The 12,436-nt window shown below is 74.6% G+C and carries 10 protein-coding genes; 5 read left to right on the top strand and 5 right to left on the bottom strand.

All coding sequences use genetic code 11. The annotated features are described in order from the left end of the window. Nucleotides 1-11: 11 nt before the first annotated feature. Genes ACZ46W_RS31270 through ACZ46W_RS31255 form a run of 4 tightly spaced genes read right to left on the bottom strand, consistent with a single transcriptional unit; the run spans nt 12 to nt 3,145 of the window. Nucleotides 12-467: an archease gene (locus tag ACZ46W_RS31270; protein WP_468344783.1), complete on the bottom strand. Its 456-nt coding sequence runs from the start codon at nt 465-467 to the stop codon at nt 12-14. Then, nucleotides 457-2,253: an IclR family transcriptional regulator gene (locus ACZ46W_RS31265; RefSeq protein WP_468344780.1), complete on the bottom strand. Its 1,797-nt coding sequence runs from the start codon at nt 2,251-2,253 to the stop codon at nt 457-459. Before ACZ46W_RS31265 ends, ACZ46W_RS31270 begins: the two co-directional genes overlap by 11 nt. Then, the gene (locus ACZ46W_RS31260; RefSeq protein WP_468344777.1) at nt 2,250-2,867 is read right to left on the bottom strand and encodes an RNA polymerase sigma factor; all 618 of its coding nucleotides are present in this window, start codon (nt 2,865-2,867) and stop codon (nt 2,250-2,252) included. Before ACZ46W_RS31260 ends, ACZ46W_RS31265 begins: the two co-directional genes overlap by 4 nt. Then, on the bottom strand, nt 2,864-3,145 hold the full coding sequence (locus ACZ46W_RS31255) for a hypothetical protein (protein WP_468344774.1): 282 nt from the start codon (nt 3,143-3,145) through the stop codon (nt 2,864-2,866). The genes ACZ46W_RS31260 and ACZ46W_RS31255 overlap by 4 nt, the downstream gene beginning before the upstream one ends. Nucleotides 3,146-3,366: 221 nt before the next feature. Between ACZ46W_RS31255 and ACZ46W_RS31250 the strand changes: the two genes are divergently transcribed. The 4 genes from ACZ46W_RS31250 to ACZ46W_RS31235 all read left to right on the top strand — a co-directional run bounded on the left by ACZ46W_RS31250 (nt 3,367) and on the right by ACZ46W_RS31235 (nt 6,919). After that, nucleotides 3,367-3,552, top strand: coding sequence for a hypothetical protein (locus ACZ46W_RS31250; RefSeq protein WP_366125675.1), 186 nt, complete (start codon nt 3,367-3,369; stop codon nt 3,550-3,552). Between the two features lie 177 nt (nt 3,553-3,729). After that, nucleotides 3,730-3,948, top strand: coding sequence for a hypothetical protein (locus ACZ46W_RS31245; RefSeq protein ID WP_468344771.1), 219 nt, complete (start codon nt 3,730-3,732; stop codon nt 3,946-3,948). Nucleotides 3,949-4,291: 343 nt separating this feature from the next. Next, nucleotides 4,292-5,896, top strand: a complete 1,605-nt coding sequence (locus ACZ46W_RS31240) for a TROVE domain-containing protein (protein WP_468344768.1) — start codon at nt 4,292-4,294, stop codon at nt 5,894-5,896. Between the two features lie 579 nt (nt 5,897-6,475). Next, nucleotides 6,476-6,919, top strand: coding sequence for a MarR family winged helix-turn-helix transcriptional regulator (locus ACZ46W_RS31235; RefSeq protein ID WP_468344765.1), 444 nt, complete (start codon nt 6,476-6,478; stop codon nt 6,917-6,919). 7 nt (nt 6,920-6,926) lie between these two features. Here the strand turns inward: ACZ46W_RS31235 and ACZ46W_RS31230 are convergent, their stop codons facing one another. Next, a complete protein-coding gene (locus ACZ46W_RS31230; RefSeq protein ID WP_468344762.1) occupies nt 6,927-7,466 on the bottom strand; it encodes a hypothetical protein in 540 nt (179 codons plus the stop codon). A gap of 221 nt (nt 7,467-7,687) precedes the next feature. Here ACZ46W_RS31230 and ACZ46W_RS31225 point away from each other — a divergent pair, with 221 nt between their 5' ends. Further along, nucleotides 7,688-12,412 (top strand): hypothetical protein, encoded by a 4,725-nt coding sequence (locus ACZ46W_RS31225; protein ID WP_468344759.1) that lies wholly within the window; start codon nt 7,688-7,690, stop codon nt 12,410-12,412. Nucleotides 12,413-12,436: the final 24 nt, after the last annotated feature.

The following is a 12,436-nucleotide window of genomic DNA, read 5'->3' as shown; positions in this document are numbered from 1 at the left end:
CGGCGGCGGTCTCACACGTCGACCGTGACCGCGCACGACCAGCCGTACGGATCGGGGGCCAGGTGCAGCTCGTGCCAGGACACGGCCTTCGGCACGGCGCCGGTGATCGGCACCGAGCGTACGTCGGTCACGGCCATCCGCACGTCCAGCCCGCCGTCGACCGTCTCCACCTCGACGTCCACCGGCACGTCGCCGTGCACCTCCAGCCGGAAGACGACCTCGTCCAGCAGCGCGGCCAGCAGGTCGTCGTCACTGGCCTCGCCGACCTGCACCTGCCGCACCGCGGTCGCCCGTGCCCCCGAGACGTCCGCGAAGCACTCGACCATGCCGAGCACCGCCTCCACCAGGCACTGCTCGCGGCTCGCGCCCCACGCCTCGACGCGCACGTCAGCCGTGTGCGGCACCGCCCGGTGACCGCTCGCCCCGGGGTGCCGGACCCGCCCGTCGTCGTCCGTGTCACCGGCCATGCCGATCGCGTGCCCCCTCACCCCCGCCCGCATGCGTCCCGAGCCCCACCGGTTGCAGCGAAGTGTCCGCACCGGATCCGCCGGGGTCGCCGGAGTCGCCAGGGCCGCCGGAGCCGCCGGCGTCGTCGCGGCTCGCGTCCGCGCCGCCCGTATCGGAGCCGCCCGTATCCGCGCCGCCGGAGTCCGCGTCGGTCGCGCCCGCGGTACGTGTGCCGTCCGGTGGGTCCGCCGCGAGCAGCAGGGTGGCCAGGAGGCTCGCCGACCGGTTGCTCAGGGCATCGGCCGCTTCGAGGAGCCGGTGCTGCCGCGCCACGGGCAGCGACAGCGCCACGGCCCCCGCCCGGCCCCCGAGGGCGAGGGGGAAGGCGACGCACACCTCGTCGTTGGAGTACTCCAGCAGGTCGAACTGGGCGGCCTGGGGGCCGTAGTGGTCCAGCGCGTGGAACAGGTGCCGGTGGTCGGTGATGGTGCGGGGCGTGAGCGGTACGGGACGGCGCCGGTGCAGGTGGTCCATCCGGCCCTCGAAGTCGAGCTGCGCCAGCAGGCTCTTGCCGACGGCGCTGGCGTGCGCCGCCTCGCGGAAGTCGACCCACTCGTACACGGCGGGCGTGCTGGGCCCGGCCGCGTACTGGGTGATCCGCACCTCCCCGTCGGTGTAGGTGCTCACGTACACCGCCGCCCCGACCGTGTCCCGGAGGTCGGACAGGACCTCTCGCAGGGCGTGCTCGCGCTCGGCGCCCCGGTGTCCCGACAGGACGCGCATGAGCGGACCGGCGGTGTACGCACCGGGGTCGGCGGCGGCCACCAGGCCCTGCTGGGACAGCCAGGTGAGCAGGTGTTCCAGCGCCGGTGCGTCCATGCCGGTGCCGCGTGCGATCCGCGCGGCGGTCACCGGCCCGTCCGCGCTGTCGATGACGTCGAGCACGTCCAGGACGCGCATGGCCTCCTCCCAACGCTGGGCCGACTCCCGCGCGGCCGGGACCTGCTGGGCGAGGCTGGTGAGCGACGCAGGCCGCAGCGGGGCGGGCGTCCACAGCCGGCTTCGCCCGTCGGTGCGGCCGGGTACCCACAGCCCACTGACCGGGGCGACCGGGCGAGCCGGTACCGCCGGGGACGTCGTGGGCGCCGGAGCCGGGACCGCAGGGGGCGCAGCCGGGGGTGCCGGGAGCGGGGGCGGGACCGGGGCCGGGAGAGCCGGGAGGCCCTGGGGCGTCGGGGCAGGGGCGTCCGCGGCCGGGGTGCCCCGGGGGCCCATCCGGATGGGGGGCGAGGGCGTGCGCGACAGGCCGAGGGCGGCGCGGACGTCGTCGATGAACTCCGGGTCCTGCGCCTGAACTTCGTTCAGGTGCCTCCCCGCCCCGCCCGTGGCTTCGCACAGCAGCGCGCCGGCGTCGCCGTGTCCGTGCCGTGCCGCCTCGGCGACGAGGAACCGGGCATCGTCCCGGCCCTCCCCACCGAACCGGCGGTGGACGACGACCGCCAGACGGAACAGCGCTCCGGGATGGTCCCGCTCCGCCGCCCGCCCCAGCCAGTCCGCCGCCGTGCCCAGCTCGTCGCGGCGCAGGGCCTTGGTGCCCAGCCGGTAGAAGGAGTTCGCCCGGGACCGTTCCTCCTCGGCGCCACCGCCCGCGTCCGGGTCGCACGTCCCATGGGGCCGGTCCCCGTAGGGCCGGTCCCAGAAGTCCCGCGTGCCTTCCAGCTCCCGCAGCAGATCGGTGAGTCCGGCCGGAACCGTCGGCTCCGAGTACTCGCCCCGGGGACCGTCGTACCCGCTCACATCACTCACCTGATTCCCTTTCGGCTGATTCCCTTGCTTCCCTTTCCGTGCACCGCTGTGTCCTTCCGCCGCTGTGGGCGGCAATGGCGCTTGAGCTTGCGCCGCAGCTCGACGACCGCGTTGTGACGCTGGACCCGGAGGTTCTCCAGGGATATCCCGAGCGTTTCGGCGATCTCCCGGTCCTCCAGTCCCCGCGCCTGGAGTTCGACGATCCGCTTCCGTGACCCGGGCGCCATCCCCTCGATGGCCGGCACGACCACCTCGTGCAGCACCCGCAGGTCCACGGCCGGCGACGGCGGCCGCCGCTCCTGGAGCTGCGCCAGCACGGTGTCCGCCACCAGCACCGCCCGTTCCCGGCGGAAGGTGCTCGCGGCCAGGTTGTACGCCGCGCGCAGCAGGTAGCCCATCAGGTTCTCGCCGGACGCGGCCCGCCCCGTCAGGCAGGCCCGCGCCACCCGGAGGAACGCCTCCTGCGCGACGTCCTGGCCCTGGACCAGCGACATGCCGAAGTTCCGGCGCAGGGCGTACGGCGCCCGCTCGATGTACGCCGGGTAGATCTCCAGCAGCCGCTGCCCGACGTTTCCCCGCAGCCGCAGTGTCTCGCCGGGCGGTACGTCGTTCACCACAGGCCGCTCTCCTCGCGGCGCCCTCCCGGGCCCGGCCGCACCGTCCATACGGTCAGTACGCTGCCGTCGGCCGCCTCGAACCGGACCACCCGGGCCACGGGGCACCCGCACAGCTCCCGCTCCACCCCGTGGTCCACGCCCAGGCCCACGCCCGCGCCCGCGCCCGGCGCCCGCCGGTCCAGCCGCCTCCAGGGACGGCGCCGCACGACGCCCAGCGCGTGCACCGCGCTCAACGCGGCCGTGACCAATCCGACCCACTCCAGGGACGACGTCATGCAAGGGCTCCCGATCTTCCGTGAGAGAGCGCGGCGCGGTTTGCGCCGTCACCCTTGGACGCGCCGGCGAGCGGGGACATTAACGCCTGATCGCAAAAGGCTGGAGACGATCGATGAGCAGCCAGGTTTGACGCATGGTGTCCGAGTGAACGGCGGTGGGGGACCGCCCGCCCTCCGTCTGCCGGGTCGCGGAACCGGGGACGTCGTCGTAGACAGGGGGCATGAGCGAGGAGAAGACCTGGTGGCATCCCGGCGAGATCGTGCCCTCCAGCGGGATCTACGAGTGCGACTGCGGCGCCGGTCACCACTGGAGCACGGACGTGAAGGGCCATCGCTTCCCGCCCCTGCCGGCCGGGTGCCCGGGCAGCTCGTGGCGGCTGCAGACCGAGGCGCACCCGGACGACTGAGGGCCGTTCGGTGACGACACGGTACGGCTCTCGCTCGCCTCGTCCTTCGCGGCCGCCACCGAAACCTGGGGCGAACGCCCGACGCTGGACGCCTACATCAAGGGCTACGCGCGGCGCGGCACCCTCATCACCCGGCTCCAGCAGTACCTGGGCGACGAGCGCATCCTGCTGATGCCCGTGTTGGCGGAACCCCCCTTCGCGGACCTGGCCGGCGACGCCCGCGTACGCGAACTGCTCGCCGCCCAGTGGCCGATGCGGGCCATCCCGGTGCTCGGGTTCCCCGCCATCTCCGACCCCATGGGCATCCGCGACGGCCTCCCGTCCGGCGTACAGTCATCGCCCTCCACACGGCCACGGCCATCGAGACCAGGGCGGAACGCCGCCGCCCCCCGCTGAGCCGTTTCGCGGCGGGCTGACCCGACCACCTCCCTCCGACACGAGCACGCGCCCACCGGCCGGTTCGCCCATCGGAGTGGCGCGGGAGCCGGAACGGGTCCGCGTTTAATCGCTGGTGTGCAGTCCGGCGGGCCTTGTAGGTTGGCGACGCGACCGCGCCTGACGATGCGCCCGGCTGCGGCTACTTCCTTCTGACAACCAAGTGACGCCGCCGCCCCTTTGATCTCGGCAGGCGCGGGCGCATTACCCCGGCGGACCTCGTGGCCGGGGCCGTTCCATCCTTTGAATCCGGGGGGATTCGCTGCCTCGTCACACCCGACGCGTCTCCAAGGTCTGGCCCGAGATGCTCGTGGCCCCGCACGTTGCGGCGGCCGCCCGCTCCCTGCCCTCGCCACGGCTCCACCACCACGGGTCCACCAGGCCGGACGTCCGCACCTACGAGGGCGGCCCGGCCTTCGTCCGGGAGCCCCGCGAGGAGCTCTTCCTGCTCGCGGTCGCCAACTTCGTCACCCAGCGGACGTTCCACGAGAGCGGCGAGGAGCGGGACGAGCGGTACACCCGTCTCGTCGGCGAACTCGCTCTCCAGGACCCCGTGTGGACGGCCGGCCTGCTGCGCTGGCTTCGCGGCGAGGGCAACATGCGCACGGCATCCCTGGTCGGCGCCGCCGCGTACGTGCGGGCCCGGCTCCGGGCCGGGGCGTCCGAAGGCCCGTCCAACCGGTCCGTGATCGACTCGGTGCTCCAGCGCGCCGACGAGCCGGGCGAGATGCTCGCCCACTGGGTCTCGGTGTACGGGCGGAACGTGCCGCAGCCCGTCAAGCGGGGCATCGCCGACGGCGTACGACGGCTGTACACGTCCGGGTCCCTGCTCAAGTACGACACCGCGTCCAAGGGCTTCCGCTTCGGAGACGTGCTCAACCTGGTGCACGCGTCCCCCGACCCCGACAAGCCCTGGCAAGGCGCGCTCTTCCGGTACGCCCTGGACCGCCGCCACCACCCGGAGCAAGCGGTTCCGCCGGCCTCCGACCGCCTGCTGACCGCCCACCGGGCGCTGATGGAGTCACCCGCGGACGAGCGGCGGGCGGTGGTGACCGGGCCGGGCGGCTCCGAGCGGCTGGCCGCGGCGGGCATGACGTGGGAGGCCCTGGCGGGCTGGCTCCACGGACCGATGGACGCCGCCGTCTGGGAGGCCGTGATCCCCGCGATGGCGCCGATGGCACTCCTGCGGAACCTGCGGAACTTCGACGAGGCGGGGGTCTCGGACGACGTCGCCGCCCGGGTCGCCGCACGGCTCTCCGACGCCTCCGAGGTCGCCCGGTCCCGGCAGTTCCCCTTCCGCTACCTGGCCGCCCACCGGCACGCGCCGTCGCGGCGCTGGGCGGCCGCGCTGGAACAGGCGCTGAGCCACTCCCTCGCCAACGTACCGTCCCTGCCCGGCCGGTCCCTGATCCTGGTGGACCGGTCCGACTCCATGTTCTGGGACACGGTCTCCGAGCGGTCCAAGCTGACCCGGGCGGACGCGGCGGCCGTATTCGGCGCCGCGCTGGCCATGCGTGCCGAGCAGGCGGACCTGGTGGAGTTCGGCTGGGGCAGCGCGGCGGTGCCGTTCGAGCCGGGCGAGCCGGTGCTCAAGGTGGTGGAACGGTTCCACAGCCTCGGAGGCACCTACACGGCCAAGGCCGTGCAGAGGCATTACCGGGAACACGACCGGGTCCTGATCGTCACCGACGAGCAGGCCACCCCCTACGGCCCCGGTGGGCCGGCCGAATCGGTCCCGGCCGACATCCCGGTCTACACGTGGAACCTGGCGGGGTACCGGCCCGCCCACGGCCCAACGGGCCCTCACCGGCACACCTTCGGCGGCCTCACGGACGCCGCGTTCCGGATGGTCGGACTCATCGAGGCCGGCCGCGAGGCCGCTTGGCCGTGGACCGCTGATCCGGCCTGACCTGGCCTGATCCCGCCTGATGCGAAGGGCGCGGCCCGGGTCACCACCACGACGTGAACGAGCACGCCTGTCCGGCCCCCCGGTCCCTCGGGGCCGGTGCCCCGGACAGGCACCCTCGCCGGGAGGCGGCGTGTGTACGGGTCCGCCGGCTGGGCCAGGACGTCCGCGACCGGGCGTGTTCGATCACCTTGCCCGCCCGCATGACGAGGACGTCGTCGCCGACGTGCCGGACGGCGCCGAGGTCGTGCGTGATGAACGCTGTGGGTCGAGACGCTCTCCTCGGCGCACACCGACCCCAACGGCGCCGACCAGCGCGAACCGCACGAGTCCCGGCAGGAGTTCGTCGACGCGGCCACGGCGGCGGGAGCGCCCGCCCCGGAACTCGCCGCCGACGTCCTGTTCCTGCTGACCCGTGGCTACTTCATCTCCACGGTGGAGGACCTCGCCTTCTGGACGGCCGAGCGGGCGGGCCGGGTCGCCCGCGCCGTCGTCGACGCGCTCGTCGACGGCTGACCGCCGCCGCCGGGAGGCCGGTGCTGTCACGGTTATGCTCGGATCCCCCCCGCCCTCCGAGGAGCCATGACCACCCCCGCACCGACACTTCCTCAGTTGTTGATCGAGGCCAAGCGCTGGTTCGACGACGCGTTGCAGGCCGGCATGCTGGAGGCGGGCGAGCGACCGGTGACCGCCGCGCAGGGCATGGTGTTCGCCACCCTGGACGACGAGGGCACCAGCATCTCCGAGCTCGCCCGCCGCATCGGCGTCACCCGGCAGACCGTCCACCAGGCCGTCCACGGCCTGATCGACATGGGCCTGCTGGAACAGGTCCCCGACCCCGCCTCCGCCCGGAGCCGCCTCATCCGCACCACCGCCGAAGGCGCCCGCGTCCACCGCCGCGCCCTGGCCACGCTCGCCGTCCTCGAAGACCACCTCGCGCAGCGCATCGGCGAGGGCGCCGTCACCGCCCTGCGCGACGCCCTGACCGCCCCCTGGGGAGAACCGCCCCGGGTACGGGCACCCTGAATGGCGGCTACCCGAGGCCGGACACCCGGAAGACCGCCCGCGCCGTCTCGCTGTCGATACGCTCCGACAGTTGGCGCACGGAGTTCCCTCCGCACAGCAGCAGACCGGCCGCGAGGCACGCGCGGGCGTCCTCGTCGACCACCCGCCACAGCGGCGGATTGGCGACCAGCACCCGCGGGTCCAGCTCGACACGCCCGCCTTCCGCGTCCGTAAGGATCAGCCGCTGCGCCACACCGTCGGACCGGCGCACCGACACCAGGCGGTCGGTCCGCACACTCCGCTCGCACAGCACGCCCCGCGAGACCAGACGGCCCGCCTGTGCGGACACCCTCGGCGGTGTGAGCACCACGAGCAGCAGCACGGCGAGTGCGGCCCACAGCGCGGCGCGCCACCACGTCAGGCTGCCCGCACCCGCGTCGACCACCAGCAACAGCCCCAGCAGCGTCGCCGCGCAGACGCCGGCGAAACGAGCGTCGGCGCCCCAACCGTCGTCCCGCACCACCGGAGCGTGGTACTGGCCGGGCCCGGCGTCACCGATACGTCCCATGGCAGTGACCGTAGGGCCGAGCGCACCCGCCGTTGTCGCGCTTGACGCACCACTGACGCGTTCTGTGCGTTCCGTTGACGACGGCCACGACGATCACGGCCACGGGACCACGATCGCGACGACTGCCGTGACGGCTCCGGATCGCGGGTCTCGTGCCGGTCGTCGACTGTGCCGCGTCCGCCCCGGGGGCATTGTCAGTGGCCCGTGCGAGGATGCCTTACATGATCGTCGAGCTGCCCCGGAAGCCCATCGGCTCCTCCCTGTACGTCGATTGGGTCCTGGCCCGTGACCCCGGCGCCGAGCCCGCGGCGCGGGAGCTGCTGCGCGCGGCGGGGAGCGAGCTGCCGCGGGCGTACGAGAAGCCGGGGCGGTTCCTGGACGGGATGGCGGTACGGGCCCGGCGGTTGCCGCCCGCGCACCGGCCGTGGTTCTGGGACACCGTGGGCCACTGGCTGTCCGCCGCCGTGCGCTCACCGCGCCACGCCGGGCGTGCCTACGCGGAGGCCCGCAAGGCCGAGCGGGACCATGCCCTCACCGTCGACGCCGGATTCCACCGGGCCAACACCCTGCTGTTCGCCCGCGCAGGCGCGCTGCCCGCCAAAGAGCTGACGCTGTATCAGCGCTGGCTCACGGAGAGCCTCCCGCCCAAGGAGGCGCACGAGGAGTACGTACGCCTGCTGACCACGTGGGCGGCGTCCCCCGGCGACCTCCCGGCCGACCTGGCGCGGCGCGTGCGGGCGTCGGCGCGGGCGGCGGGGCTCGGCACCGACGAGGACGCCCGCGTCCTGGGCACGGTCCTCGCCCGGGCGCACGGCAAGGCCGTTCCCGACTCGCTGCTGGACGCGGCGGCGGCCGTCCTGACCGAGCATCCACAGGGCGACGAGGTGAACGCCGCCCTGCTCGGTCTCTTCCCCGCCTCGAAGAGCGACGCGGCCGCCTGGCTGCGCCTGCTGATGGGCTCCGGCGCCACCGAGGCGCTCGCCGCCGGCCGGATCGTCCCCGAAGGCGGACACGCCGCCTGGCTGGGCCGGTTCGCCGGCGACTACGCCTTCCGTCCGTCGGGCGGCGGCATCACGCGCCAGCCGATGCCACCGGAGCTGTTCGCGTTCGTCACCCTGCTCGCTCCCCGGCTGCGCGCGGCGGGCGACCCGGTCACCCTGCACGAGAGCAAGTGGCGGTGGACCGGCCTCGACGCCGACCTGCTCGACGCCTGCCTCGCCGAGAACATCCCCGTCGAGGACCCCGGCGGCCGCGTCACGCTGGAGTTCTGGGGCGCCCGGTCCCGCCGCGACCTCAAGGCCCTCGCCAAGGACCCCGTCTTCGGGCAGCGCCTCGAAGGCACCGTCCATGAGGAGCTGCTCCACGGCCGCTTCTCCGGCTCCCGTACGCCCGGCACGGCGATCACCCGCCTGCCCGAGAACGCGGGCATCGCCGCCGAGGTGCACCGCCGGGTCAACGGGCTCCTCGACGCCCTGCGCGGCGGCGGCCTTGGCGCCGCCGACGAGGCCGTCGACGAACTGGCCACCCTGCTCGACCGGCCCACCACGACCGCGCTGGACGGCATCGAGGAGGCCCTGGCCGCACTCGACCTGGTGGGGCCGCTGACCCGCTCCCTCCGCGCCGGGCTCCCGGAGGAGCTGGGTTGGCCGGCCCTCGACGACGTTCTGGCCGAGTTCGACCGGTCGGGCGACGAGGTCGCGGGCGTGACCTGCACCTGGCCCGTGCTGACCGTGTACGGCCGCACCCGGGCCGTCGCCGTCGACCACGCCGGGCGACGGGGCTCCTGCGCCTTCTCCATTCCGGATGACGCCACCACGCACTCGGTGCACTTCGCCGGCGGGCGGTTCCTCGTCGGCTGGAACACCACGAAGGCCGGATACGCCGAGCACGCCTTCTGGTCCGACCGTCCCCAGGACGTCTTCACACCCGACGACGTCCTCGGCCTCATCCCGTACGGCGGCTCCATCAAGGGCGGCCTGGGCTTCCAGTTCGAAAGCGCCGACGGCGGCGGCCGCCACGACGGGGAGCGTGTCCTGCGCCCCGGCGGCCGGGAGGGCATCGGCAAGTTCGAACTCCAGATGTCCGACGGGCACCGGACGTGGAGCTCCCAGACGTTCACCGACGGCTGGGCCCGCCTCGACCCGGTGACCGGCGCCCGCACCGGCGACACCGCCCTGCCCGGGTTCCACACCTCCGGCGAAATCCCCGGCGGACACGCCTTGTTCGACCGGGCCTGTACCCTGGCGCCGCTGCCGCCGGGCGCCCCCGCCTCCCCGCTCGGCCAGGCGGGAAACCTGGTCGGCTGCCGGGTGCTCCACCGCACGGACCACCGCACCCACGCCCCTGCCGACTTCCTCCTGCAAGGCATCGACGGCCGGAGCGCCACCTACCGCGTCTCACGGCAGGGCCAGGAGCCCTGGGGCATCATCCGCATGCCCGAGGGCGGCGAGGACGGCGTGCTCGCGGAGGAGGTGAGCATCCGCTGCCACGCCTCCGAGGACGGCTCCCTGCTCTGGGAAGTGGACGGCTTCCCCGCACCCGAGGTTCCCCGGTACAAGACCGCGCGCCGGTCCCACGCCGACACCCCCTTCCCGCCGCCCGCCTTCTGGCACTTCCTCACCTCCCGCGACACCACCTCCTCCGCCGCCCTGCGGGCACTGACCGACACGGAGGCGCGGGCGCTCCTCGCCGACCCCGAACGAGTCCCGGCAGGAGTGACCGACCCGCGGATCGCGGTCGGCGTGCGGCGGGCCGCCCGACTGGCGGCGGACGTGCTGCGGCGCCGCGAGGAGCTGTCCCGGCGCGTCGGCATCATGCGGTCCGGGGCCGTCGTGCGGCTGCCCGCGGCGGTTCCCGACACCGAGCTGGTACCGGCGCTGTGGGGCCTCCTGCCGGCGTTCCGCGCCCACAGCGACCAGCGCGACCCGCAGCCCTACCCGGCCACCCTCACCGCGGTCGCCGCCGACGGCGCCTTCCTGCGCGGTGAACTGGACGACGAGACCCGCCGGCTGGCCCCGGACTCGCCGCCGTTCGACTGGAGCGCGCTGCTCGGCCACATCGACGCGGCGGCCTGGCGCGCGGCCGTGACCCTCACGGACGACGGCGAGCGGGCCGCGCTCAAGGCGCTGCTGAAGACCTGGGCCGACCAGCCCTTCGCCGTGCGGGGCAGCGAATGGCGCACCGGCCGGGCGCCCCTGGCCTCCTTCGGCGGCAACGGCCTGCGGGCCGCCGTCTCCGGCCCGCCCAACTGGCAGCGCACGGTGCGTTTCGTCCAGCCGGCGGACGCCCCCGCTCCCGAGGGAGCCACCGAGGGAGAGCCCAGGCGCGCGGGCGAGGAGCCCGGGGCGGCGATACGGGTCAGCATCGACCGCGACGACGCCGGCCGCCTGATCCGGTTCCTCGACCTGCTCGACGCCCACGGCCCCGTACCGGTGCCCCCGGACGCGGTCCTCGCCTTCAGCCGCCGCACCGGAGCCCGGCGCTCCCTCGCGACGCTCGTCCTGGCCGGGCTTCCGCGCCGCATGGGATACGACGACCACAAGAAGCTGCTGCGCTCGGCGCCGTACAAGGCGGACAAGGACGTCGCCTCGCAGTACGACGGGCTGCCCTACACCATCGGACCGTCCGGCGGCGGAGCGATCCTGGCGGCCGGAATCCCCGACGACCCGGCCGAACTGTGGGCGGACGGCGGCATGGTGCGGGCCGCCGAGCGCATGGCCGACGTGTGGAACCGGCTGGTCGGCCCGCGCCCGTACGCCGACGAGGACCTGGCGCTCGGCCTGGAGGGCGACCTCGGGCTCGGCGCCGAGTGGGCCCAGCGGCTCTCCGCCCCCGGCGGGGGAGAGGAGACCGACGGCGCCGCCCCGCCGGAGCGGGGCAGGCGGGAGCCGGGCATGCGGGAGGCGGGCGCCTCGAAGTCCGCCGGGCCGCTGGCGGACACCTCGAAGTCCGACGGGCCGGGGCCGGACGGGACCGGGCCGCGCTACGTCCTCGTAGGCGGCAGCACCGGCGGCCTGAACCTTCACCGGGCCGCGTACGACGGCAGCGCCCGGGACTTCATCCGCCCCTCGGACCTGCCCCACACACCGCCCGCCACCGTTCTGGCCTGGCTCCTGACCGAGCGCCCGGTCGGCGACCCGGCGCAGGCGCATGCCCGCGCACTCCACGCCGAGGTGCTGCGCGCGCTGAACGCCCCGGGCATGCTCGTCCCGGTCGGCTGGAACGCCGAACTGGCCCGCACGGCGCCCACCGACACCGCGTTCCGGCCGTACGAAGGCCCGGTCCTGCCGTGCCCGTGGTCCGACTACGGCCGGAACAATGCCTCGGTGGTGTACGACGACGGCTGCCTCGTCGTCGCCGTACCGGGCAAGGACACGTTCATCCGCCCGTCCGGGCTGGCCACCCGACGCAAGGACAGCCCGGCGGAAGAGGCGGCGCGCCGGATCGAGGCGCTCTACGGGGAGGACGGCGGCCTGGCCCGGATGCTGCGCCGGGCCGCGCATACCCCGGTGCCGCCGGGCGCGTACGAGGCGAACCCGAGGCACAGCGTCCCCGCACTGGTGGCCGAGGTCTCGGGCACCCTCTCCGTGGGGCCGGACGCCGCCGCACTGTACCTCCAGTTGCTGGCCCTCGCCCGGCCGACGGACCAGAACGTACGGCGCTGGAACGGCTGGACGGCGGCCCGCCACAAGAAGGCCCAGGCCGAACTGGCAGCCGCCGGCGCGATCGAGACGGGCAAGCGCTCCCGCGCGGGCCGGACGGCGTTCATACCGGGGCCGTGGACCGAACTCAAGGCGCCGCACCTACCCCTGGAGACGGCGAAGCTCCCCCTCCACCTGGCCACCACGTCCGACGGCGGCACCGTCCAGGGCCCCTTCCCCCGCCTCCTGCCGCCCCTGCCGGTGCCCGAACTCTTCGCCTTGGCCTGGGCGGAGACCCACGCATAGGGGGCCGGTGCGATGGGGGGCGTT

The organism is Streptomyces sp. NPDC031064 (assembly GCF_055570965.1).
The sequence above is the reverse complement of the archived record's forward strand: the minus strand, read 5'-3'. Positions and strand labels throughout refer to the sequence as shown.